The organism is Acinetobacter sp. CY73 (genome assembly GCF_059515865.1).
The window spans coordinates 52,271-78,022 of sequence record NZ_JCAKMZ010000006.1 but is presented as its reverse complement, the minus strand read 5'-3'; the positions used below and the strand labels follow the sequence as shown (position 1 = coordinate 78,022).

Sequence of the window (25,752 nt, the reverse complement as noted above, 5' to 3'; positions counted from 1 at the left end):
TTTTATCTTCATGTCAGATCAGAATGAAAAGCTCAAACAGTTAAAAACATCCTCTATGGATCGACGTCTTTCGATTGCAAAGGCATCTTTTTTAGCTGGTACGCGTTGGGCAGCCTCTAGTGCGACTTCTATCTTTTCAAGTGAAGAAGATAAAGAAAAAAAACGTAAGCAAACCATGAAGGAACAAGCGGACTATCTTGTTGCTGAAATTGGCAAGCTTAAAGGCTCAATCGTAAAGATTGGTCAAATGATGGCGCTGTATGGTGAACATTTCCTACCAGAAGAGATCACTCAAGCTCTAAATACATTGAACAATCAAACTGTCGCTTTAGACTGGCCTGCTATAAAAACCCAATTAGTCCGACAGCTCGGCTCTAAACTTGATGATTTAAATATTGATCATGAGCCATTAGGAACAGCCTCTTTAGCGCAAGTACATCGTGCCACACGTAAGTCCGATGGTTTAGAGTTGGTTCTCAAAATCCAATATCCTGGCGTTGCAAGTGCGATAGATTCAGATATGAGCTTATTTAAAAATATGCTCAAATTGACCCGTATTGTTCCTCAAACTCGTGAATTTGATCAATGGTTTGATGAAGTTCGTGAAATGATGCATCGTGAAGTTAACTATCGAATTGAGGCAGAAACGACTCGTCGCTTCGCATCACGCTTAAAAGAAGATCCTCGCTATAGTGTGCCTCAAATCATTGATGACTACTGTACCGATCAAGTTTTGTGCATGACTTTTGAACGTGGCGTACCAATTAATAGTCCAGTGATGTTGTCTCTTCCTCAAGAGCGTCGCAATAAACTCGGCGAAGCTTCCTTAGAAATTGCTGTTCGCGAGATATTCGAATGGGGCGAAATGCAGACCGATCCTAATTTCGGTAATTATCTTGTACGTCTCGGTGATGGCGAAAATATTCAAGATAAAATTGTATTATTAGATTTTGGTGCAATTCGCCAGTTTGATACTCAGCTACTCAAGGTTGCACGTAATTTAATTAAAGCTGGCTATGACCATGATGCCGAAGCCATGGTGAATTCAATGACAGGCTATGAGTTCTTCGATGGCATGCCTTACAGTGTCAAACCTGATATGGCAAAAGTATTTTTACTCGCAACTGAAGCTTTTAGTTCTAAAGACAACAATCCAGATCTACCTGAAGGTGTCATGGATGATCAGCAACGCTACGATTGGAAAAAAAGCCAGTTGCATAGTCGTGTGATGCAACGCGCTTCAAAATCAATGGCTTCACGTTATTTCTCAGTTCCACCGAAAGAGTTTATGTTTATTAGCCGTAAGTTTATTGGTGCTTATACATTTATGACTGTGATTGAAGCCAAAACCAATGTCCGTAAAATGATTCAACCTTTTATCTAAGATTGAATTAAAGCAACCATTCACCACCAAGATGATAATTATATATTTGTCATCTTGGTCAATAAAAATATTTATTATAAAATAATTAAAAATACATAATCTTTTATTTTCAAATACTTATTATTTTAAATACCACTTATCGAAATATGTATCTATTGTCAATTCCATGTCAAATTAGACATAGTCTTAATTCAACTCCCATGTCAGCATAATTCCCCTAGTAATAGCCTCTACATTCATTGATCTGAATCGAGCAATATTGATACAAAAGGGAAATAAAATGACAAATATCGCAAATAAAGCACAGGGTTTAGGACTCGCTTTTATCACCAAACTTGCAGGTAGTGATTTACTGGATCAATTTAAACTCCGCGGATTCATTGAAAAATCACTGTATCAAGGCTCGAAGGCTGGCTTCAAAACTTTAACAGCAACACAAAAAGCATTTAAATCGAATCCCAACAATGCCAAACAACGACTCCCCCATCAAGAGAAATCTTTATTTGATTTAAGTTTGACTGAAGAACAACAAATGACTGCTGATGCGATGAATCAATTTGCGTTAGAAGTTCTATACCCCCTTGCACATGATGCGGATCATCATGAAAAGTTCCCCGCTGAACTTTGGAAACATAGTAACGATTTAGGTTTGAATTATTATGCGCTACCTGAAAGCTTTGGTGGTGTTGCCAATGAAAAAAATATTGTCAGTAATATTCTCATTGCTGAACATCTTGCTCAAGGTGATTTCAGCCTTACAGCGGGTTTATTGTCTACATTTAGCGTGATTAATGCCATTACACAGTGGGGTTCTGAATCAATCCAAAATAAATACCTCTCAAGTATCTCAGAAGACACCGATATTCAAGCAACCTTTGCAGTTCAAGAAGCGACTCCAGCTTTTAACCCGTTTCAGTTAAAAACCAAAGCTACACAGTTAAATGGTCAATTCACGCTATATGGTGAAAAAACATTGGTGATACTTGGTGAAACAGCTGATCTGATTTTAGTCAATGCAGAATTAAATGGAAAACCTGATCTGTTTATTGTAAAGCGTGATTCGAGCATTCGCTTTAAAAAGAGCCCTGCCATGGGATTAAAAGCAACGGAAACGGTCAATTTAATCTTTGAAAATACGCCTGCTGAGCGCTTAGGTGATGATGACCTCAACTATAGCGAATTCCTAGATCTTGGCAATCTGATGTGGTGTGCAATGGCTGTTGGAACATGCGAAGCAGTCAAAAAATATTGCATTCAATATGCCAATGAGCGTACGGCATTTGATGAGCCTATTTCACATCGTCAAAGTGTCGCTTTCATGATTGCAGATATGGCCATAGAGATAGAAGCTATGCGGATGCTCATTCTCAATGCGGCGAGTCTGGCTGAAGCAGGTCAACCATTTCATCGTGAAGCTTACTTAGCTCGTATTCTATGTGCTGAAAAATCGATGAAAATTGGAACGGATGGTGTTCAACTCTTAGGTGGTCACGGATTTACCAAAGAGCATCCTGTTGAGCGTTGGTATCGTGATTTACGTGCGACTGCGATCTTACATTCTGGCTTACATGCTTAATTCATAAATAAAAAGGAAAATAATCATGAATTTAGAAAATCCAAAAAAATTTAAATTGCTTATCGATCAAGCTCACGAGACGGCACTAAACGTACTTCGCCCAATTTCGCGTAAATATGATAAAGCTGAACACGCTTATCCTAAAGAGCTCAACATGCTGGCTTCATTATTGGATGGCATGAATGATGGTGGCGATGGTATGAATGCCGGTGCTGCTATCAATAAACGTGGAGACACTCAGCAAGGTAATAAAAATGGCGTGAATATGTCAACGGCACTCGGTGTCATTGAAATGTGTTACGGCGATACTGGACTATTGCTTTCTATGCCACGTCAAGGCTTAGGTAATTCAGCCATTGCAGCTGTAGCCAATGATGAACAATTGGAACGATTCAAAGGCACTTGGGCAGCCATGGCAATTACAGAGCCTGGTTGTGGTTCAGATTCTGCTGCCATTCGTACCACAGCAACCAAAGATGGATCTGATTACATTCTCAATGGAGAAAAAATCTTTGTGACCTCGGGTGAACGTGCAGATTCCGTCGTAGTGTGGGCAACTCTAGACAAAAAGCTCGGACGTGCTGCAATCAAATCCTTTGTCGTTCCTAAAGGCACACCAGGTATGAAAGTCGAGCGTCTAGAACACAAATTAGGCATTAAAGCATCTGATACTGCTGTGATCAGCTTTATTGATTGTCGTGTTCCAGCAGCCAACTTACTCGGCAATGAAGAAATTGATGTTGCAAAAGGCTTTGCAGGCGTAATGGAGACTTTCGATAATACTCGACCGCTTGTTGCCGCAATGGCAGTGGGTTGTTCTAAAGCCTCACTCGAACGGATTAAGGAAATTTTTAAAGATTCACTAGATCCAAACTATGCAACACCTTATTTACAGACTTCAAACATTGCAGCACAGATTTACCGCATGGAAGGAGAATGGGAATCTGCACGCTTACTCACGTTGAAAGCAGCCTGGATGGCCGATAACAAAAAACCAAACTCTCGTGAAGCATCTATCGCTAAAGCAAAAGCTGGACGTATATGCAATGAAATTACATTGAAATGTGTCGAGTTAGCAGCAAGTGTGGGCTATAACGAAGATGAACTGTTAGAAAAATGGGCACGCGATTCTAAAATTTTGGATATCTTTGAAGGAACTCAACAAATTCAGCAATTGATTGTTGCTCGTCGTGAATTAGGGAAATCTTCAAGCGAACTCAAATAATAAAATGAGGTTGAATAGAATGTTTGTCTAGCACTCAATCAATAATCATAAAGCATGAAAAGAGATGGATTTTAAAACCATAAGGTATTATAAAACTCATCTCTTCTTTAATTTCATTATTTTCATATGTATCAACTTCGCCCTATCCAACCATCTGATAATACTCAACTTGCATATATCATCCGAGAAGTTTCTAAAGAGTTTGGTCTTGCAGCCGAATCAGGATTTGCTGTTGCAGATGCAGCCGTAGACGACTTGTACTCAGTGTATTCACAACCCAATGCGCAATACTGGGTCATTGAAAACGAAGTGAGTACAATTTTGGGTGGTGGTGGTATATCGCCTCTACAAGGTGCTGGAGGAATACTCGAGCTACAAAAAATGTATTTTTTAGAAGATATTCGTGGGTTGGGATTTGCCAAACAAATCATTGAGCAGTGTGTTGATTTTGCTAAATCGAATGGTTTTAGTTCAATCTATTTAGAAACGACTCAGCAATTATGGCAAGCGGTAAAGCTTTATGAAAAATTAGGCTTTCAACACCTAGATCATCCCAAAGGAAATACAGGACATAGCCATGCCTGTGAAATCAGAATGGAAAAAGATCTATAGCTTGGACATATTTACATACATTCACCCTAATCAATCCAATGATTGTCCTGTAGGTGACACATTACGAAAGCACTCCAAACCCAAACAGCTAAAGATGTTGTTCTAGCCTTCTTAGCCAATTCAGGAAAAGAAACCGTAAAAAATGTCAGTGAAGCACTGATACACGAAGATGCGATTTACACCTCGCTTAATTTTGAAAATCCTGAACTTGGCTTGATTGAACCTTGGGCTGGTACACGCAAAGGACGCCAAATTTATATTGATACTTTCTCAAATATTGGAACCTACTGGAATGTTGATGATTTTCAAATTACAGATATCCTCTCTGAAGATGAAACTGTTGCGGTTTACCGGACGTTTACATACACATCGGTAGAGCTGGAAAATACGTTTACATCCCCTTTCGCGATCAAAGCTAAAGTCATCAATAGTCAAATTACCTTCCTACAATTCACGGAAGATACTTACGCATCTGCAAAGTCTTTCCGTAAACAAGGTCACTGGATTATTCAAAATAATGGTCGTACCATCCAAGTTGGACAATGTCATATAGATTTTTTTAACTAAATATCAAATAAACAATAAGCTTATTTAAAAGATAGGCTTATTGTTTTGATTGCGGCTTGTATTGCAGTAAGGATCACTCTAATTAAAGTTTAAACCAAATTTTTCAAATATTTTCTTTCGTTTTTTAGGATGAATATTGGCTTTGTTTAAATCACCCTTGTAGTGATCATATACTCGCTGATCCATAATCTTAAACCACCAAGCTGGAATCAAGGCAGGCAATAGCATACTGGCATACCCATTCGGTAACTCTGGTGCCTCATCAAAGTGACGTAGCGCTTGAAATGGTCGAGTTGGAAATGCATGGTGATCCGAATGACGTTGTAACTGATATAAAAATAAATTGGTCACAATATTATTGTTATTCCAACTATGCTCTGGTAAAACCCGCTCATATTTACCATTCGTATCCTTTTGACGCAATAATCCATAATGTTCAATATAGTTAATAATTTCAAATAATGTAATGCTATAGGTCGATTGAACAGCTAAATAAGGCAATACCCTTTTTCCAAATATCCCGATCATGCTCGAATGAAAAGCAAGAGACATCGACCAGCCTTGTAACAATTCATTATCCTTAGACCAAAATGACAATCCTCTGCGCTTTAAACGCGTACGTTCGATTTCTATCGCAGATTTAAATGATCCAATCACCGTTCTAGGCAAGAACTCATAGAAAGTTTCCCCCATTTGAGATGATGCTGGATCTTCAGGCGTTGCTGCGCGCTTATGATGCCCATAAGGATGCTCAATACGAAAATGGTTATAACCTGATGGCACTAAAGCCAAATGCGATAAAATATGATCTAAACGTCCTGACTTATGACTTAACTCATGTGCTGTATTAATCGCAATACCATTGATCGCACCCATGGACATGCCGAGTAACACTTTATCCAATAATGATGTTTCTTTACGCGATGTTAAATAACAGGCGTAAATATTGGCTGCGTACTGAATTGGAATAAAAGATTTCACTAAGCGCGCGTAGTACGGATCTTTTTCAAGTAATTTAATATCTTCAGGACTAGGATTGTTATTGTCGGTACCCACGATGGTATCAATCGTTGGAATGATGACATGAAGCACCAATGGTCCACCTAATGCAAAAACAATCTTCAATGGTTTCGGCGCAAAATGATAACCCGCTAATATTCCTAAACCAATCACAGGCAAAGCTGGACTAATCAGCCAAAGGTATCTTTTTTTATCCAGTGAAAGACCTTTTAATGCTGTAGTATTGATCTGATGCTGTTCTAATTTTAGAGGCGCATTCATTTGCATTCCCTATTCTATTTTTGTTATTCATATCATTAGAGATTGATGAATAGGATTACAGTTGCAATCGTCCAAATTAACTATGCTTCAGTCCTTGACACTTTTAGAATGGAAATTGTCCTTTAAACACATTTAAATTCAGCAATAAAACAATAATATTAAATTTAATAATGGAAATTAAATCGTTATGGATGCTTTAAGTCAGGTTTTCGAGGATATTCATTTTAAAAAAACCGAATATTTATATTTACAAGGGCAAGGAACCTGGTCATTTCAATCCAATCAACAAGAAAGTGTCATTACGCATATCGCACTGTTTGGCGAGTTATTTTTAAAATTTGAAAATGGCATTGAACTGCATTTAAACACGGGAGATATGGTGATTATCCCTTCAGGGATGAAGCATGTCGGACATAGCCATGCAAATCAAAAGCTCGTGGAAAACTATTTAATTGACCAGCAGTTTCGAGGGCTACGGGATGATGCCATTCACCTCGGCGATCAATCTACAAAGTCACAAAGCCTTATTTTTACGATCCGTTCGCATCTAGATAGTGTCATGGCAATACCACTGATTAATGCTCTCCCCAACTATCTGCATATGCGTAATGCCTTAAATGCTCAAGAACCTGAATGGCTACGCATCGGTCTATATTTTGTTGCCAATGAGACTCAAAACAATCATCCTGGGCGTCATAAAATTATGGATCATGTCGTGAGTATTATGCTCATCGAGTCAGTGAGAGGCTTTATTCTGCAACAAAAGAATAACTCAACAGAATATTCTGAAAACGGCTTAAATCAGTCTAATAATAATCAAACATTCATTATAGACGATCAGCATAATTTAAACACAAATTGGTTAATGGCACTCACTCATCCTGAGCTAACAAATGCATTTAATGCAATCCACGGACAACCCGAATATCATTGGACAGTAGAAAGCCTCGCAGAATTATGTTTTATGTCTCGATCAAAATTTGCAGATTTATTCCATCGTATTGTCGGTGAACCGCCACTCAGCTATCTCAAACAACATCGTCTTCGACTTGCCTGTCAACAACTCATAAATGGACAAATGCCCATTCAGCAAATTGCACATAAAGTCGGTTACAGCTCTGAAACAGCATTTAGTCAAGCCTTTAAAAAACATTTTTTGATGAGTCCAAGTCAATACAAAAAACAACATTATGCAGACGGGTCTAAATCCAACAAATAAAAAAAGCGCCGTAGCGCTTTTTTTATAACTCAATAGAAATTACTTAATCTTAGCAACCGATTTTAGATACTCAGTATAATCTTTTAACAATTGAGTGCCACGGTAACCCTGATACAACTTAATCAATTGCTGTTTTTCTTCAGCACTTAAACTACTTGGATCAGGTTTCTGAATATCCGCGACAGCAACAATCACCATTTCGTCAGCTAAAGCAGCCGTTGTTACTGACCACATACCCGCCTTAGGCGCAGCTAAACTAAACGCAGCACGTTCAATTTCACGTTTTAAACCTTGAGAACGAGTAAACACACCTGCGCGCTCAAAAGACTGCTTATTTTTCGCTAAAGCTTGCTCAGCTGGCAATGCTTTAAAGTCAGCTAAGACATTCACGATTTGTGCTTTTGCGGCCTCATATGCCTTCTGGTTAATGAGCAATGTTTTCACACGAGGCGTTACTTTTGCTAAAGGTTGTACACCTGCCGCATTATATTCACGCACCTTAATCCACACCGTATCACCGTTCGCCAACTGAAGACTTGATGATGCATTACGATCACCATTTTTAACATCCTCATTAAACAATTTTACTTTTACTGCTGGATCAGCAAGAACAGGGTCTTGAGTGCCTAAAGTCACACCTTTTGACGTAATAACTTTAGCCGTTTTCACTTCTTGAGTGACCACATCTAAAGCATCGCTGTCTACTACAAGCTCATTAAGACCATTCACTGTATCCGAGAATACATTTGCTGACTTATTTTTAATGACTTCTGCAGTAAGGCGTTCTTTCTCAGCTTCGAAACTTGGTACTGGACTGCCCTCAGATGTCGATGACACAATGTGATAGCCATAATCAGTTTTCACAGGTTTAGAAACGACGCCTTTAGATGCATCTACTGCCTGATCAAATGCATTACCAAATACACCTGCAGCATAACCCTCAATCAAACCACCATTGGCCTTAGAAGTCGGATCTTCAGAGTATTGTTTAGCCGCATCTGCAAATGAAGTCCCTGCTTGAATTTTTGCATATACTTCGTTTGCAAGTTTAGCTGCTTCTGCATCAGTACGAGCGTCAGTAGTAATCAAGACATGCTTAACTTGTTTTACTGCATTTTTATTTTGCTGCTCAACAAATTGCTTATAAGCTTGCTGTAGTTCTTCATCCGTAGCCGTTGTATTTGCAGGGGCAACCATAGATGGAGAAACAACAACATAATCTACATCCACAGAGGCCATCTGCTTAAACTTGTTGGGATGTTTAGCGTAATAATCTGCAATTTCTTGATTGGTCACTTTCACTGATTTTTTGTAATCATCCAATTTAACAGATGACAAATACAATTCACGTTGTTCAGATTGTAAATTTGAAATTTGTTGGATATCAAGTTCACTGACCAATGCATTATTAATGATCGTTGAAGTCAACATTTTCAAACCATGATCTTGACGTAAGTTCTCAATTAAGGCCTGACTGGTCATACCAATCGAACGTAGGTAATTTTCATATGCCTTCTGATCAAACTTACCATCAATTTGCAAGCTCGGCTGTTGCGCAATCATCTGTTCAATTTGTGCATCACTGAGCGAAATACCCAACTTCTTCGCTTGTTGAATCAGTAAAGCTCGGTCAACTAAACTATCGAGCGCTGCATTATTAATATAATCTTGATTTAATAATGACTCATCACCCTGAACCATTTGTAAAAATTGTTCTTTATAATTTTTAGTTTGAGCTTCCAAATCTTTGTTTGAAATTTCTAAATCATTAACAGTTTTGGCAACACCGTCTTTATTTCCACCACTAAAGTACCCGTCGATACCAACAAGTGCCAAAGGTGCTAAAAATAAAACAAGTAGTACTTTGCCAAGCCACCCCTTAATGAGTTTACGAAACGATTCCATGAGTAATCCAATATTTTATTTCAAAGCGATTCTAACTGATATTCAAATCCGAATGAATCACAACTGTAGGATATTTTTCGAATAAATAAAAAACGCGCCTCTAAGGCGCGTTTTAAGAGCAGAGTCTATTATGCAACAGAATCTTTTAAACCTTTACCTGCTTTGAAGCTTGGTACTTTGCTTGCTTTAATTTGAAGCTCTTCACCAGTTTTAGGATTACGGCCAGTACGCGCTGCGCGGTCTTTAACACTGAAAGTACCGAAACCAACTAAAGTTACTGTATCACCTTTTTTCAACGCTTCACCAATTGAAGCAATAGTCGCGTCCAATGCTTTACCTGCATCAGTCTTAGACAATCCCCCTTTCTCTGCAATCGCGTCGATCAATTCTGATTTATTCATGAAGATTACGTCCTCTTATATCGTTTGTTTAAAATCTAAGGCTATAGTTAAAAAAGGCCATGACGACTTTATAGCAATGCTTTGGGGGGGAACGCAAGACTACTCGACTGGTTTTCTGCAAAATAACGACCAAAAATTAATAAAAAAGCTGTTTTATAAAGATTTAGATCATTTTTTCTGTATAAAATCGTGTAATTTTTTGTTTTCTTCAACCAACGCATCTACCTTTTGATGTAAAGCAAGAATGAGTCCCTCTAACTGCTGAACATCCTTAGTTGTCACTAGACCAATCTTATTTAACGATGTACTGACACCATGATCAAGTAGTTTCTCAACTTTATCTTTTGTATCTGTGACAGATTCTTTGGTCTTCTCAGCGACTTTATTCACAGTTTGGTCAGTAATCTCAACTGTTTTAGACTCTAGTTCCTCGCCAACTTGGACTAAAGTATCAAACATTTTACTGCCTTCTTCTTCAGCACGTGAAAAAGCACCTAGACCAGCCAACCAAATTTGTTTGGTATATTTCCTAAAATCTAAAGAAGCCTTGCGATTCAAACGTTGGCGTTTGGGACGAGATTCAACTTGATTTTCTAACGATCCATGTTCTTTATTGTTATCAGAATCTTGTTTCACCGTGTTACTCCTGTATATTTTATCGACGCATTAACCATTTTATGCATAAATTACCTTAATATTATCAAATTCAGCACTTGAACCTTTGGCTAAACTGTTCTACAAAGCATTGGTTAAATTATTATTTAGTTTGGCATATATAAATATTAGCTGAACTTCTTTGGAAATTGAAAACTTTAAATAGGATTTTTTTTATGAGTGAATCGCAACATCAACAAGGTCAAACTCGTTTGTTGCTTAACATTGCCATGGTGATATTAGAGACATTCTATTCTTTTATCCTCAAACATGACCGTGTTGTTCGCCTTCAAGCTAAAAAATTTGTTGAACGACAAATTACTATAAAAATGAATAGCTACATCCCATTTTTTGACTTTTATATACAATTTACAGACAAAGGCCTACTGTTTGATTTAAAAGCACCAGAAAAGCCTGTTGATTTAACGGTGAATAGTTCCTTAATTGACATGATTCAGATCTTTGTCTTTGGTAACCGCCGTAGCTTGAAAAAAATGCGTATTGAAGGTGATATTGTCTTAAAAGATGAATTTAAAGATTTATCTTTGCACCTTTCTATTCCTAAAATAGTTTCAGACTGGAAACAATGGTTGATCAATAACGATGACGATGGTCTGAGTATCGCCTCTAAGAAACGGATTGCACCATTGCTTGAAAAAATTGACCTTCAACGCTCTAAAATCAATGGCTTAGAAGTTGAAGTAAAACAGTACAAAAATCGTATACGCCGTATGCAGATGAATCAGAAACGTATTAATGTCGCCTTTATTATTACAGCTGTTCTTTTCTGTACTCTAATCGTGTATAATATTTGGAATTATTTTCAATAACATAAATAATAATTTCAATAAAAACAGGAATTAAACCCCTTTCGATTTAATTCCTACTATTTTAGTAGGAATTTACAAATAAAACTTGACTAATTTAGTCAGGATTCATAAAATTCATACATCTACTCTAAACACGTGTATCGAATCATGCGCCTTACCACTCGCGGTCGTTACGCAGTGACTGCATTACTTGATTTAGCTTTGCAGCCATCTGAGCAAACGATTACGTTAGCTGAAATTGCTGCCCGCCAAACAATTTCTGTTGCTTACTTAGAACAACTCTTTGCCAAATTAAAACGTCATGGTTTGGTATCAAGCGTCCGTGGTGCAAATGGTGGTTACCATTTGGCTCGTCGCGCAGAAGAAATCACCGTGTTAGAAATTATTGAAGCTGTAAATGAAACTGTTGATGCAACACGTTGTGACCATAAAGGCAATTGTCAAAATGGTGCAATGTGCTTAACTCACGACTTATGGCAAGAACTCTCCCTTCATATTGCCGATTATTTAGCTAAAATCACTCTTGCTGACTTAGTCGCTCGTGACAACGTTCAAACTGTTGCCATTCGTCAAAACACAGCACCTTTAGATTCAGCCCTTTTATCGGTTACAGGTATTTGACATGAAACGTCCAATTTATCTTGATTATGCAGCAACAACTCCTGTTGATCCGCAAGTTGCTGAACGTATGATGGAATGCCTAACTTTCGATGGCACTTTCGGTAACCCTGCTTCTCGCTCGCATGCCTACGGTTGGCAAGCTGAAGAAAAAGCAGAATATGCACGTGAACAAGTTGCTAACCTCATTAAAGCTGATCCACGTGAAATCGTGTGGACTTCTGGTGCAACTGAATCTGACAATCTTGCACTCAAAGGAATTGCTCAGTTTTACGGTTCTAAAGGCAAACATATCATCACCAGTAAAATTGAACATAAAGCAATTTTAGATACGTGTCGTGAACTGGAAGAAGATGGTTTCGAAATCACCTATTTAGAGCCAGAAGCTCAAACAGGATTAATTACTCCTGAAATGGTTGCTGCTGCACTTCGTCCAGATACGATCCTTGTATCTTTGATGATGGTCAATAATGAAATCGGTACTGTGACAGATGTTGCTGCAATCGGCGAATTGACTCGCGCAAACAAAACTTATTTCCACGTTGATGCTGCACAAGCTGCAGGTAAAGTTGAAATTGACTTAAGCGTGATGAAAGTTGATTTGATGAGTTTCTCTGCCCACAAAATTTATGGTCCTAAAGGTATTGGTGCATTATTCGTTCGCCGTTCCCCACGTGTACGTTTGAAAGCTCAAATGCACGGTGGCGGTCATGAGCGTGGTATGCGCTCTGGCACCCTTGCTACGCATCAAATCGTCGGTATGGGTGAAGCATTTGAACTTGCAGGTAAAAACTTAGCATCTGAACAAGCACGTATTCGTGTACTGCGTGACAAATTATGGAATGGTGTTCAAGATCTTGAACAAGTTTTCCTGAATGGTCACCCTACTCAAAATGTTGCTAACTATTTAAACGTCAGCTTCAACTTTGTTGAAGGTGAATCACTTATGATGGCATTGAAAGATGCTGCAGTATCTTCTGGATCTGCATGTACATCTGCAACATTAGAGCCTTCTTATGTACTTCGTGCTCTAGGTTTATCTGATGAACTTGCACACAGTTCAATTCGTTTCAGTTTCGGTAAATACACCACTGAAGAAGATATTGACCATGTCCTTGAAGTGACCAAGACTGCTGTTCAAAAGCTACGCGATCTTTCACCGCTTTGGGACATGTTCAAAGAAGGGATTGATCTGTCTAAAGTAGAATGGGCAGAGCACTAAGACCGAACAAGTCTCATGGCATCTTAAGCATATTTCAGCTTGAAAACTTTTAAGATGCCTCCATATTTAAACTTATCAAGCTGACCCCGAGTTTTGGAGAAGCATCATGGCTTATAGCGAAAAAGTAATTGATCATTACGAAAACCCTCGTAATGTTGGCGTTTTAGATAAAAATGCTGAAAATGTGGGTACAGGTATGGTCGGTGCGCCGGCTTGTGGCGACGTTATGCGTCTACAAATTCAAGTCGATGATAACGGTGTGATTGAAGAAGCACGTTTCAAAACTTATGGGTGTGGTTCTGCAATTGCATCAAGTTCTTTGGTGACAGAATGGTTGAAAGGTAAAACTCTCGATCAAGCACAAGCAATCAAAAATATTGATATCGCAACTGAACTGGCATTACCTCCTGTTAAAGTTCACTGTTCTGTTCTTGCAGAAGATGCAATCAAAGCAGCTGTTGAAGATTACCGTAGCAAAAAAACTAAAGCCTAATTTGCTTTAAGACTTGCTTTATTGATGATTGAATGGAGTTTTCATGATCAATTTAACTGAAAATGCTGCAACCCATATCAGCAATTATTTATCAAATCGCGGTAAGGGCGAAGGTATTCGCGTTGGTGTGAAAACTTCTGGCTGTTCTGGTTTGGCTTATGTACTCGAGTTCGTTGATGAAGTTGATACGCATGACCAAGTATTTTTACAGCACGGTGTTAAAGTTTTTGTTGACCCTAAAAGCTTAGTCTATCTTGAAGGTATGGAGATGGATTACGTTAAAAATGGCTTGAATGAAGGTTTCGAATTTAATAACCCAAATAAGAAAGGCGAATGTGGTTGTGGTGAATCTTTCACTGTATAATTTTCCACGTGCACCCTTTCCAATTAAAACAGTGTCCAACACTGTTTTAATTTTATTAAAGATATGCTTTTCCCATAATCATCTTGGAATTTTCTCCTAATGAATCATTTTGAGTTGTTCGATCTCCCTGAAGCACTCGATATTGATTTAGCAACTTTAAAAGCTCACTTTTTAAAATTGCAGCAACAATATCACCCAGACAAAGCTGAAGATAAAGACAAGGCATTGATTAAATCAAGCGAGATTAATCATGCCTACAAAATATTATCTCAGGTCGATAGTCGTGCAGGATATTTACTTGCACTTAAAAAGCAGGATCATCATCTCGATCAATCCATTAGTGACTTCGAATTTCTACAATCTGCTTTAGAAATCCGTGAACAACTGGATGAAGCAACGGAAAGCGATCAACTTAAATCACTTAAAAATGAAGTCCAACAATGGATGGATGGTTTAGTCCGTGAATTCAAAATCGATTATGATGCTGCAGATTGGGCAGAGTCGAGAGATACGGTTCGTAAACTCAGATTTTTTCAAAAAGTCATGAATGACATCCTAAAAGGTGAAGATCGAATTTTAGATGATGAAGATTTTGATTTAGATGATGAATTTTAATTTTAATTTTTTGACATATTCTCAAGGGATTTAACACATGGCACTCTTGCAAATTGCAGAACCTGGACAATCAAGTGCGCCACACGAACATCGTATCGCAATTGGTATCGATCTTGGGACAACCCATTCCCTTGTAGCAACTGTTCTTTCTGGCAAAGCTAAAGTTCTCAATGATGAACAAGGCCGTGTACTTCTTCCTTCAGTTGTACATTATGCAAAAGACCAAACTCAATTTGGCTATGAAGCAATTCCTTTTGTAACAACAGATCCACGCAATACCATTAGTTCTGTTAAGCGTTTTATGGGTCGTTCAAAAGCAGATATTAAGTTTCAACACCCTTATGCACTCGTCGGTGAAGACAATCAAATGCCTGCATTTGAAACGAATCAAGGTCGTAAAACCCCTGTTGAGATTTCTGCTGAAATTTTAAAAAACCTTAAAGACCGTGCTGAATTAAGTTTACAAAATCCAATCAATGGTGCAGTCATTACCGTCCCCGCTTATTTTGATGAAGCACAGCGTCAAGCGACTCGAGATGCCGCTGAACTTGCTGGTCTTAATGTACTTCGTCTATTGAATGAACCGACAGCAGCTGCGGTTGCTTATGGTTTAGATCAAGAAACCAATCTAAGCTCAGATCAAAACTATGTCATTTATGACTTAGGCGGTGGTACTTTTGATGTTTCAATTTTACGTTTTTCACAAGGTGTGTTTGAAGTTCTAGCCACAGGTGGACATACAGCATTGGGTGGTGATGATCTTGATCGATTAATCGTAAAATGGGCAAAGAAACAATTAAGTATCGAGACTTTAAACGATACAGAATATGCACATTTCATTGTCAACGCACGTAAAGCGAAAGAAGCGCTTTCAGATGTTGAAGCTGTTGAATTAAAATTACTCGACCAACATTTAACGCTTGATCGACTAACATTTGAATCCATTATTCAAGTCGCACTCGATAAGACTATTAGCGTGTGCAAACGCGTGTTACGTGATGCAAAGCTTGAACTGACCGATATTCAAAATGTCGTACTGGTCGGCGGCTCTACACGTTCATATGCGGTGCAAAAAGCTGTACGTGACGTGTTTAACCAAGAGCCTTTATGTACCATTAACCCAGATGAAGTGGTTGCGATTGGTGCATCGATCACTGCAAATCAATTGATTGGTAATTCTACTGATGGTTCTCTCCTCCTCGATGTTACCCCACTTTCATTGGGCATCGAGACCATGGGTGGTTTAGTCGAGCGTCTCATTTCACGCAATACTGCAATTCCTGTTGCACGTCGCCAAGAATTCACGACTTACCAAGATGGTCAAACTGCGATGTTAATCCATGTGGTGCAAGGTGAGCGAGACTTAGTTGAACACTGTCGTAGCTTAGGTCGTTTTGTACTGCGCGGTATTCCACCCATGACTGCTGGTCAAGCGCGTATTGAAGTTACATATCAAGTGGATGCTGATGGTCTTCTTGCAGTTTCAGCACGTGAAACCACTTCTAATGTTTCAGCCCAGATTGATATCAAACCCTCTTATGGTTTATCTGATACCGATATGGAGCGTTTGTTGGTCGATGGTTTTAAGTTTGCTGCTGAAGACAAAGCGTCTCGTCATTTGCAAGAAACTAAAGTAGAAGCACAACGCGAACTTGAAGCTTTGGAACAAGCGCTTAAAGTGGATGCACTGCTTTTAAATGAAGCTGAATTAAATGCTTTAAATCTTGCGAAAAATGAATTACAAACTCAGCTTCAATCAGATGAAATTACAGCAATTGAGCAATCTGTTGAAGCACTCAAAGTTCATAGTGATGCTTTCGCAGCAAAACGTATGAATCAACACATTGATCAAGCCCTCAAAGGTACAAAGCTTGATGATTGGTCAAACTCAAACTAAATAGGTAAAAATTATGCCACGTATAAAAGTTCTTCCACATGCGCAAATTTGCCCACAAGGTGCTGAGTTTGAAGTTGAGCCTCATGCAAATCTCTGTGAAAGCCTATTGAAAAATGGCATCAAAATTGAGCATGCTTGTGATATGTCTGCGGCATGTACGACTTGTCACGTTGTGGTTCGTAAAGGCTTTGATGGTTTAGATGAAATGAATGACGTTGAAGCTGACTTGTTAGATCGTGCTTGGGGCTTAGAGCCAGATTCACGTTTATCATGTCAAGTTAAAATTGAGAATGAAGACCTAGAAGTTGAAATTCCCAAATATACAATTAATCATGCATCTGAGAATCACTAAAACAGAAACAAATAAAAAGGTCGCTTATGCGACCTTTTTTAATCTTCCACTCAAAAAAGTAAACTTGAACCATACTAGTTTTAAAGATTATCTGACTTCATCTTCAGGATTGAGCTTCACTACTCCTGCAACTGTAGTCAAACGCTGTTGAACTTTTAGGCGCTCTACCATTTTTTCGAGCACATTAACTAACTCAGGATATTCATAATTCTGAATTTCCTCTAAATTCAACACAAGCTGAAAACCTTTATACTCATAATCAAACCACTGCTGATTGTCTTCGCGTGAACTATACTTTTCCATCACTTGCCAGCTTTTGACATCACCTTGAATTCCCTTTAATTCAACAGGTGCTTGAGGCGCACACAGATAATGATTACGCACTAATTTGTAAGTTTCATCAGAAATCAATATTTCATCAATATCGGCTGCACTTTGTAAACGTGCGGCTAAGTTCGCATCACGCCCAACGATGGTGTATGCCATCCGATGTACTGCACCGTAGTTTCCAACGTGACAATATCCCGTACTCACACCCATTCGAACATGCAAAGCGGGATAACCCATCTTCACCCAACGCTCACGCAAAAACTTCATTTGCTGACGCATTGCCATTGCCATATCTATACAGTTTTTAGCATCCTGTTCTACGCCTTGAGAATCCGGATCACCAAAGAAAATCAGAATAGCATCACCCATGAACTTATCAATCGTTCCACCATATTGCTTCGCGATCTCCGTCATATGACTCAAGTAATCATTGAGTACAAATGCTAGATCATCAGGAATAAGGGTTTCTGATAGTTCCGTAAAACCTTGAATATCTGAAAAGAAGATGGTGATTTTTTTACGTTTATATTCTAGTTTTGCTTCTGACTCACCGCGCATGATCGATTGCCAAAGCTGAATCGGCGCATAACGACTTAGCTGATTTGACAATTCAATATAACGGTTCATTTCCTTGAAATAACTTTGTCGTTGCATATCAAGCTTTTTTACACGGCGATTTTGATAATAATTTGCAAAATTGACAAAAATGATCGTACATAAACAGGAAATAACCGAAAGTTCGATCGATGTCTGTTGGAAATAGTCATCAAAGCCATAAATGAAAATTGTATTAAAATAAAAGACAATGATACCGAGCAAAATAGAAATAGAGCTCACCATCATCGCAATTTTATTGTTAAAAGCAGTATAAATCAGACCAAATAACAATACAAAGGTGACCAATAGACTCAAATGTACTGCTGCCAATGCAGAAGCGACAACCACAACATCAATCAGGAAAAAACCATTACGATGTGCCCGACTGCCATATTTATATTGAATTAAATGGGAAATCTTAGGCGTGAATAACAGCAGAATACAAATAAATATAGGAAATAAAATCTGATAATTTGTATTGGGTGACGTGAAATAATAGACAATAACAAGTAATGCCACCATTAAGTACCCCATAATCCTTTGGAGTACTTCAAATTGTTGTGGTTCTTTGTCCAGCATTCTTTCCATTGGCAATGGCTATTACCTCAAATCACACTGTTTTTTATAATATTATTTAATATTGATTAAAAATTAATCCATACGCCAATCAAAAGGCATATCACCTTGACCACGTAACGCAAGCATTAATGTTTGACGCATATGTGCAAGCACATCATTGCTATAAGGAATTGCTGGTGCAACACCCCAAACTGGCTTTGGCCAAGCCAAATCATTTTGATAGCGAACGACATGATGGAAATGTAATTGCGGAACTACATTGCCCAATGCAGCAACATTCATTTTATCAGCACGAAATACGCGTGACAATTGACTAGACAACCAACTAGATTCTCTTAAAAACTGTTCTTGATCTGCTTGGCTGAGTTCATACAACTCAGTCACACCAGGTACACGAGGAATAAGGATCAACCAAGGAAATTGCATATCATTCATTAAACGACATGTAGAAAGCGGAAAATCGCCAACAAAAAAAGTATCTTGAGCAAGTTGTGGGTGCAAACTAAACATATATTTATAAATGACGCAAAATTAAATTGATAAACCAATACTAACACAACAGTTTTGAGCTGAATATTATTAGTATGCCCTTTTGATATAAAAACATTTGCAAAATAATTGATTCACTATATGACCTTAGATCGAATGTTGAAACATTAAAGATTTAGACCACTTTAATCAGTATTTGTACTTATAAAGTTTGATCAATACTCATCTTAAAACCTGATTTAAAACATCGTTTCTTTTCTAACTATACTTAGCTTTGAAAAAGTTAAGTTGCATTCAAAGTCTGAAGTAACTGCTCAAGTAAATCATTGGCAAACTGGATACGTTGATCAGACTCTTCAAGCATGACCATGACTTTAAGACGTTGCCCCCCATCCATACGGAAGAAAGTTGGATGTTTTTGGATCATCTGAATAATACTCATCGCTTGTACAGGTGTATCGGGTGAAAATTCAATACTACCGCCATGTGTACCCAAATCAATCTTCGTAATACCCAATTGTTCAGCTTTGATTCGAAGCTGATGCACACTAAATAAGTATTTAACTTGCTGAGGTGGAACACCAAAACGATCGATCAACTCCATACGAATATGATCTAATTTTTCTTGTGAATCGGTATTACTGATTCGCTTATAGAACATTAAGCGTTGATGTACATCACCCAAATATTCATCTGGTATCAGTGCAGGCATATGCAAGCTGATTTCAGAGGTTAATGATAAAGGTGCATCAAAATTTGGTGTTTTACCTTGTTGAATGGCTTTGGTGGCTTTTTCAAGCATTTCCATATACAGACTATATCCAATCGCATTCATCGAACCACTTTGTTGCTCACCCAACAATTCACCCGCACCTCGAATTTCTAAATCCTCTGTCGCCAACATGAAGCCAGCTCCTAGATTTGAAGCACGTTGAATCGCATCCAAACGTTTCTCAGCGTCACCTTTCAATCCTTTAATTGAAGGCACCATCAAATAAGCATAGGCTTGATGATGTGAACGTCCCACACGCCCTCGAAGTTGATGTAATTGTGCTAGACCCAGCTTATCTGCTCGCTCGATGATAATGGTGTTGGCATTCGGTACATCGATCCCTGTTTCAATAATCGTTGAACACACCAATACGTTATATTCTTTATGATAAAACTGCTGCATCACTTGTTCGAGTTCACGTTCACGCATTTGACCATGAGCGACCGCGACACGTGCTTCTGGCACAAGCACACGGACATTTTCAGCAGCACGTTCTATGGTATCGACTTCATTATGTAAGATATAAACCTGTCCACCACGAAGCAATTCACGCAAAATTGCTTCTTTCAGGGTGGCTTCAGTATGTTCATTGACAAACGTCTTGACCGCTAAGCGACGCGCAGGCGGTGTGGCAATAATGGATAAATCACGCATTCCAGAAAATGCCATATTCAGCGTTCTTGGAATCGGTGTTGCAGTCAATGTCAGCATATCAACATCGGCACGCATCGCTTTAATACGCTCTTTATCACGCACACCAAAGCGATGCTCTTCATCGACAATCATTAAGCCCAAATTTTTAAATTGAACATTTTCCTGCAAGATTTTATGCGTACCAATGACAATATCTACCTTACCATCGATAAGATCTTCGATGATTTTAAGATGAGCTTTATTCGAACCAAAGCGTGAAAGGACTTCGATACGAATTGGCCAATCCGCAAAACGATCTTTGAACGATTCATAATGCTGTTGCGCAAGTAATGTGGTCGGAACCAAAACTGCCACTTGCTTATTGTTCTGCACAGCAACAAATGCCGCGCGCATTGCGACTTCCGTTTTACCAAAACCCACATCACCGCATACCAAACGATCCATGGGTTTGGCAAGTTGCATATCATGTAAAGTTGCATCAATCGCATTAGCCTGATCTAAGGTCTCTTCATAAGCAAAACCACTGGCAAATTGCATATATGCGGATTGATCCACCTCAAAACTAATCCCTGGTTTTGATTTTCGACGCGCTTGGATATGTAAAAGCTCTGCCGCCACATCATGAATCTGCTCTAAAGCTTTACGTTTTGCCTTACTCCATGCATCTGTCCCTAATTTATGCAATGGTGCTAAATCTGGATCACCACCACTGTAACGACTGATTAAATGCAAATTGGTAACAGGCACATACACCTTAGCTGCATCTGCATAATCCAATTGCAGAAACTCATGATCTTGCTGATCAATACTGAGCGTCACCAAGCCAGCATATCGCCCCACACCATGATCAATATGAACGACAGGTGAACCTAAACTTAACTCAGTTAAGCTCTTGATCAAGAACTCTTCAGACACTTCATGTTGACGCTTACGACGGCGCTGAACAACACGATGTTCATACAACTGGTTTTCTGAGATGACCGTTAGTTTATCTACAACCACCAAACCACGTTCTAAAGGCGCATTGGTAATCGCTACAGAATATTGATTTTGAATAAATTGATCATAGTTCTCAACAACAGGAATATCACCCATACTGGCACGTAAAGAATCCTTTAAAGACTCACGACGACCCGCACTCTCAGCCACCAATAAAACAGGATGATTGGCTTGATCAATATAGCTTTTGACCAAGTGAAATGGTCTTTCATGCTTTGGATCGACAGGAAGACGTGGTAACTGCAAAGTACTTAAATTGATTGCACCTACTTTTTCATCAATGGGTTCAGGTGTAGCGATGATTCGAGAAAATTGATTTAACTGTTCAAAAACTTGATTGGGTTGAAAAAATAGATCTTCAGGTGCTAATAAAGGCTGATCAACATTATGGCGTCGGTCTTCATAACGTCGATAAACTTCTTTCCAAAACCCTGTTAAACCATCATCAATGCTCTTATCTGTAATGACAACGGAATGACTTGGTAAGTAAGATGTAATACTCGATTGACTTTGCATCACTGTTTTATCAAAAAACAAGGGGAAATAAAAATCTAATCCTGGCGATGCTATGCCTTCCATGACATCTTGATAAATGGGATTTTTCTTCGGATTTGAATTTGGAAATGCTTCTGCATAACGATCTCTAAAGACGGATCGTCCTTCTTTTAGTGGAAATTCTTTGGCAGGTAATACAGTAAAAGCTTCAATTTTGTTGCTGGTTCTTTGTGTTTCAGGATCAAAGAACTTTAAAGTTTCTACCTCATCATCAAATAGATCAATACGAATCGGGGCAGCTTGCCCCGAAGCATATATATCCATAATACTGCCGCGAACAGCAAACTCACCATGATCATAAACAGTATCCACCAAGTGATATCCTGCTTGTATCAAGCGTCGCTTCTGTTGTTCCAAATCAAATTTTTGAGCCACTTGAATATCAAAGTGCTCACCCAATACCCAAGACGTTGGTGCAACTCGCTGTGCTAAGGTTGTACTCGAAAGCAATAACACCCCCTTTTGAGGCATATTTGACAAAATGGCTAATCGTTCAGAGACAATATCTTGATGCGGTGATAGACGGTCATAAGGAAGAATTTCCCAGTCTGGAAAAATCGTGGGTTTAATGCCGTAAAACTCTAATTCACTTTCAAGCTGACCTAAATGTTGATTATTTCGAGCAACCAATACAAATAAGCGATCCGAACTTTCCGCTATTTCTTTAAATAACAAAGCTGCGGCAGATCCCTGAATGGTACCGACCCATCTTTTTTCATTCGATTTAAGTTGTTTTATATTAAGTTGTGAAATTTCATTCTGAAACATGAAGATCGCTTTATGGTCTAAATCACATGTGCGCTATCTTATCATGTTGAATTCCAGCCATGCGTGAATTTTACATGCTGAAATATAGTGATCCACCTTTAGAAATTAAGATGAGATTATGCTCAATCAAAGTGCTTAACAATGGAATAAGCAACGTTATTTTTATTTTTCGCGTTTAAATTGACGGTAATAATCATTCAATAATGCAATATAGGCTTTGAGCTGTAGTAAGTTTTCTTCTGTATTGCCCAATCGTGCGAGAAATCGCTGATTGGCAATTTCTAAATCAATTTTTTCATTGATTAACATTGATTTGAAGTAAAGCTCTTTCAGATCATCAAATTTCTTAAGTTTACGGTTTGAAAAATACTCTAATCGCTCGGACAGATCATTCAACACAAAACCATCCACAACAAAGCCTTGGCTATCATTAAACTCAATTCGATTTTGCTTTAAGTAAACCTGTTCCCCAGAAGGTTTTTTACTGAAAATTTGCGCAAGCTTATTCAACATAATGATAGACACGATTAGTAAAAGACTAATTTAGGATTTTAATCGAAATCACACCATGAATCTGCCATCAAATTTAACAAATACCTTTTAAAGCAAACGCTTTATCTCCAATCAAATGATTTCTAATAGCTTAACCATCAGCAATGAACAACAAAAGAATCATCACTCACCATATTGATGCAGAAGATAGTCCACAATTTTTTTAGATTCGAACAGTTTTGTTGCTGTATTGGGATCAACTAAATAGGGTACTTGGATATCTTGTGCTTCACGATTCATCACCTTCACTACACTTTCACGCTTACCGCCAGCTAAAGGGATATATTTGCCTGGTTTTAAACGTAATATGGCTGGACCTTGGTCTTGCCAGCGCTCTTTAGGAACATTATGGAATTTAAACGGGAGTTCTAATTCTGTGAGCACGCCGCGAACAACACGTGTATAAGGACTCGCTTCAAACCCCCATAACTCTATAAGCTGTTCAGGTGCTTTACGATCAAGAATGTTCTTATTAATAAACACACCACGCGCACCATTGACTAAAGTTCCTGCAAATGCTGCAACAGGAATCTTCGGGTAATGGGAGAATTTCACAGGTGTACGGCCTGTATTGCCATAATGTTTAAAAAGATAATGAATGATGTCTTGAGACTCATACAGTTTTTCACCTGTATTTTCATCCAGCAAAAATGGAAATTGTGTCTTGCCCCCTAGCTCCTTCACAACTTTGCGGTACTTTCTTCCACCTTTAGGACATGGATAAACCTCATAATCCAAATTTAGGGTGGTCAACACTTCACGAACACGACGACAAAATGGCGAACCTTCAAATTCATAAAGCTTTAATGCTTTTTCAGGTTGCTTCGGAAATGGTGTACCTGAAACACCACGACCACCTTCAGTTAAACCTGAGAGCAAAGCCTGCACCACTTTAATTTGATGATTTACCATTTTATTGTCCTTTTAATTTTTATTACCAACTGATTCTTTCAATCTATCTGTCTATCAATCAATATTACAGATCAACAAGCTTTTCCTTTGCGATGATAATGCCATTATTATCCGCATAGACATAATCACCTGAATGAATAGTGACACCGCCAAAACTCAAACTAACATCGACCTCACCCAAACCTTTACGATTACTCTTTTGAGGGATGGCAGCCAAGGCATGGACACCTAGATCTAATTCAACAATTGCGTCCACATCACGGACACAACCGTAGATAATCACACCATTCCAATGATTCTTCACTGCTGATTCAGCAATCATGTCACCCATCAACGCGCAGCGCATAGAAGCACCACCATCGACAACCAAGACCTTACCTTGACCATCTGTGGCCAATAGCTCTTTAACACGTGAATTATCTTCAAAACACTTAACAGTAACGACTTGTCCACCAAAGCTCTTTACAGCGCCATAGCTTTTGAAAAACTTACCATCAATCGATGGGGAAACCACTTGAAAATCATGCTCTGGATGATCATCTAATAAATCACATGTCACAAATGCTGGATTAGACACTGTTGAATTCCCTCTTATTTGATATTTTGGATCTGTAAATTATCATATATTTTGAATTTTTCAGTTTGTGACTGCGCCACCTCGACCATAGTATGAGCCACTTGATCTGCTGTCACTGGCTTATATTTAAAAGACTTCGGCATAAAATGCGATACACGCTTAAATAAAGCCTGTGAAACATCCTCTAAAGTACGTGACTCGTTACGCTCTCCTAATAACAAAGAAGGTCTAATAATAGAAATACGCGCCAATGCTGATTGCTCTAGATGATTTTCGAGCTCACCCTTCACTTGATTATAGAAAAATGGAGAATTTGTATTCGCACCTTCAGTACTCACCACTAAATAATGTGTTTCGGTGGCTTCAAACAAATCTGCAAAATGAGCATTCATCTCAAAATCTATGGCATAAAAATTGGCTTTAGAACCTGCTTTTTTAATCGTAGTGCCTAAACAACTAAAAGCATGGCTACATCCCGCCACATCCTGATCATTCAGCATCAGAAAGTCTTCAATAACCAATTGCTCAACCTTGCTCAACTGTTTAAATTGCTCGTCTTCTTTACGAACAATAACCAATATAGCTTTACATATAGCTAAGTCTTGTAATTCATTTACCAACTTTCGTCCGACCAATCCTGTTGCTCCAATGACGACCGCTTTATTTATCAATTTAGTCATTTTTTAATCATTCCCTCTTGGATTCATGTAATTTAGCGGATTATATTGATTTTATATGCATCTTAAATGTTGT

At 38.4% G+C, this 25,752-nt stretch carries 25 protein-coding genes; 14 read left to right on the top strand and 11 right to left on the bottom strand.

Annotation, left to right across the window (positions count from 1 at the left end):
- Positions 1–10 precede the first annotated feature (10 nt).
- The 5 genes from AC5YD2_RS05040 to AC5YD2_RS05020 all read left to right on the top strand — a co-directional run bounded on the left by AC5YD2_RS05040 (position 11) and on the right by AC5YD2_RS05020 (position 5,364).
- Positions 11–1,384, top strand: a complete 1,374-nt coding sequence (locus tag AC5YD2_RS05040) for an ABC1 kinase family protein (RefSeq protein ID WP_496125269.1) — start codon at positions 11–13, stop codon at positions 1,382–1,384.
- 280 nt (positions 1,385–1,664) lie between these two features.
- Positions 1,665–2,960 (top strand): acyl-CoA dehydrogenase family protein, encoded by a 1,296-nt coding sequence (locus tag AC5YD2_RS05035; protein ID WP_496125268.1) that lies wholly within the window; start codon positions 1,665–1,667, stop codon positions 2,958–2,960.
- 25 nt (positions 2,961–2,985) lie between these two features.
- On the top strand, positions 2,986–4,185 hold the full coding sequence (locus AC5YD2_RS05030) for an acyl-CoA dehydrogenase family protein (RefSeq protein ID WP_496125267.1): 1,200 nt from the start codon (positions 2,986–2,988) through the stop codon (positions 4,183–4,185).
- Positions 4,186–4,311: 126 nt separating this feature from the next.
- A complete protein-coding gene (locus AC5YD2_RS05025) occupies positions 4,312–4,797 on the top strand; it encodes a GNAT family N-acetyltransferase (protein ID WP_496125266.1) in 486 nt (161 codons plus the stop codon).
- A 213-nt stretch (positions 4,798–5,010) separates the two neighbouring features.
- On the top strand, positions 5,011–5,364 hold the full coding sequence (locus AC5YD2_RS05020; RefSeq protein ID WP_496125265.1) for a nuclear transport factor 2-like protein: 354 nt from the start codon (positions 5,011–5,013) through the stop codon (positions 5,362–5,364).
- 78 nt (positions 5,365–5,442) lie between these two features.
- Here AC5YD2_RS05020 and AC5YD2_RS05015 read toward each other — a convergent pair whose 3' ends face one another.
- Complete coding sequence (locus AC5YD2_RS05015; protein WP_496125264.1) at positions 5,443–6,645, bottom strand: alkane 1-monooxygenase; 1,203 nt, start codon at positions 6,643–6,645, stop codon at positions 5,443–5,445.
- A 187-nt stretch (positions 6,646–6,832) separates the two neighbouring features.
- Here AC5YD2_RS05015 and AC5YD2_RS05010 point away from each other — a divergent pair, with 187 nt between their 5' ends.
- Complete coding sequence (locus AC5YD2_RS05010; protein WP_496125263.1) at positions 6,833–7,864, top strand: AraC family transcriptional regulator; 1,032 nt, start codon at positions 6,833–6,835, stop codon at positions 7,862–7,864.
- 39 nt (positions 7,865–7,903) lie between these two features.
- Here AC5YD2_RS05010 and AC5YD2_RS05005 read toward each other — a convergent pair whose 3' ends face one another.
- The 3 genes from AC5YD2_RS05005 to AC5YD2_RS04995 all read right to left on the bottom strand — a co-directional run bounded on the left by AC5YD2_RS05005 (position 7,904) and on the right by AC5YD2_RS04995 (position 10,806).
- Positions 7,904–9,769, bottom strand: a complete 1,866-nt coding sequence (locus AC5YD2_RS05005; protein WP_496125262.1) for a SurA N-terminal domain-containing protein — start codon at positions 9,767–9,769, stop codon at positions 7,904–7,906.
- Positions 9,770–9,897: 128 nt separating this feature from the next.
- Entirely contained in the window at positions 9,898–10,170 is a 273-nt protein-coding gene (locus tag AC5YD2_RS05000; protein WP_067659107.1) for an HU family DNA-binding protein, read from the bottom strand.
- A gap of 168 nt (positions 10,171–10,338) precedes the next feature.
- Complete coding sequence (locus AC5YD2_RS04995) at positions 10,339–10,806, bottom strand: phasin family protein (RefSeq protein ID WP_496125261.1); 468 nt, start codon at positions 10,804–10,806, stop codon at positions 10,339–10,341.
- Between the two features lie 194 nt (positions 10,807–11,000).
- Between AC5YD2_RS04995 and AC5YD2_RS04990 the strand changes: the two genes are divergently transcribed.
- From AC5YD2_RS04990 to fdx, 8 genes are all read left to right on the top strand, one after another.
- Positions 11,001–11,654, top strand: a complete 654-nt coding sequence (locus AC5YD2_RS04990; protein WP_496125260.1) for a hypothetical protein — start codon at positions 11,001–11,003, stop codon at positions 11,652–11,654.
- A gap of 147 nt (positions 11,655–11,801) precedes the next feature.
- On the top strand, positions 11,802–12,275 hold the full coding sequence (locus AC5YD2_RS04985) for an Rrf2 family transcriptional regulator (RefSeq protein ID WP_496125259.1): 474 nt from the start codon (positions 11,802–11,804) through the stop codon (positions 12,273–12,275).
- A 1-nt stretch (position 12,276) separates the two neighbouring features.
- Positions 12,277–13,494: an IscS subfamily cysteine desulfurase gene (locus tag AC5YD2_RS04980; RefSeq protein WP_496125258.1), complete on the top strand. Its 1,218-nt coding sequence runs from the start codon at positions 12,277–12,279 to the stop codon at positions 13,492–13,494.
- Positions 13,495–13,600: 106 nt separating this feature from the next.
- The gene (gene iscU, locus AC5YD2_RS04975) at positions 13,601–13,987 is read left to right on the top strand and encodes a Fe-S cluster assembly scaffold IscU (protein WP_067667749.1); all 387 of its coding nucleotides are present in this window, start codon (positions 13,601–13,603) and stop codon (positions 13,985–13,987) included.
- 43 nt (positions 13,988–14,030) lie between these two features.
- A complete protein-coding gene (iscA, locus tag AC5YD2_RS04970; RefSeq protein ID WP_496125257.1) occupies positions 14,031–14,351 on the top strand; it encodes an iron-sulfur cluster assembly protein IscA in 321 nt (106 codons plus the stop codon).
- A gap of 99 nt (positions 14,352–14,450) precedes the next feature.
- Positions 14,451–14,966 carry a Fe-S protein assembly co-chaperone HscB gene (gene hscB, locus AC5YD2_RS04965; protein WP_496125256.1) on the top strand — a complete coding sequence of 172 codons (516 nt, stop codon included), beginning with the start codon at positions 14,451–14,453 and terminating at the stop codon, positions 14,964–14,966.
- 37 nt (positions 14,967–15,003) lie between these two features.
- Positions 15,004–16,863: a Fe-S protein assembly chaperone HscA gene (hscA, locus tag AC5YD2_RS04960; RefSeq protein ID WP_496125255.1), complete on the top strand. Its 1,860-nt coding sequence runs from the start codon at positions 15,004–15,006 to the stop codon at positions 16,861–16,863.
- Positions 16,864–16,876: 13 nt separating this feature from the next.
- Positions 16,877–17,215, top strand: coding sequence for an ISC system 2Fe-2S type ferredoxin (gene fdx, locus AC5YD2_RS04955; protein WP_496125254.1), 339 nt, complete (start codon positions 16,877–16,879; stop codon positions 17,213–17,215).
- An 87-nt stretch (positions 17,216–17,302) separates the two neighbouring features.
- Here fdx and AC5YD2_RS04950 read toward each other — a convergent pair whose 3' ends face one another.
- The 7 genes from AC5YD2_RS04950 to AC5YD2_RS04920 form a co-directional block, all read right to left on the bottom strand.
- Entirely contained in the window at positions 17,303–18,736 is a 1,434-nt protein-coding gene (locus AC5YD2_RS04950) for an adenylate/guanylate cyclase domain-containing protein (RefSeq protein ID WP_496125253.1), read from the bottom strand.
- Positions 18,737–18,793: 57 nt separating this feature from the next.
- The gene (locus AC5YD2_RS04945) at positions 18,794–19,231 is read right to left on the bottom strand and encodes an HIT domain-containing protein (protein ID WP_496125252.1); all 438 of its coding nucleotides are present in this window, start codon (positions 19,229–19,231) and stop codon (positions 18,794–18,796) included.
- Between the two features lie 262 nt (positions 19,232–19,493).
- Positions 19,494–22,958 carry a transcription-repair coupling factor gene (gene mfd / locus AC5YD2_RS04940; protein ID WP_496125251.1) on the bottom strand — a complete coding sequence of 1,155 codons (3,465 nt, stop codon included), beginning with the start codon at positions 22,956–22,958 and terminating at the stop codon, positions 19,494–19,496.
- A gap of 162 nt (positions 22,959–23,120) precedes the next feature.
- Positions 23,121–23,471 (bottom strand): hypothetical protein, encoded by a 351-nt coding sequence (locus tag AC5YD2_RS04935; protein WP_496125250.1) that lies wholly within the window; start codon positions 23,469–23,471, stop codon positions 23,121–23,123.
- A 162-nt stretch (positions 23,472–23,633) separates the two neighbouring features.
- On the bottom strand, positions 23,634–24,422 hold the full coding sequence (locus tag AC5YD2_RS04930) for a glutathione S-transferase N-terminal domain-containing protein (RefSeq protein WP_496125249.1): 789 nt from the start codon (positions 24,420–24,422) through the stop codon (positions 23,634–23,636).
- Positions 24,423–24,486: 64 nt separating this feature from the next.
- Positions 24,487–24,999, bottom strand: coding sequence for a ribonuclease E activity regulator RraA (rraA, locus tag AC5YD2_RS04925; RefSeq protein WP_496125248.1), 513 nt, complete (start codon positions 24,997–24,999; stop codon positions 24,487–24,489).
- Between the two features lie 14 nt (positions 25,000–25,013).
- Positions 25,014–25,679 (bottom strand): NAD(P)H-binding protein, encoded by a 666-nt coding sequence (locus AC5YD2_RS04920; protein WP_496125247.1) that lies wholly within the window; start codon positions 25,677–25,679, stop codon positions 25,014–25,016.
- Between the last annotated feature and the right edge of the window lie 73 nt (positions 25,680–25,752).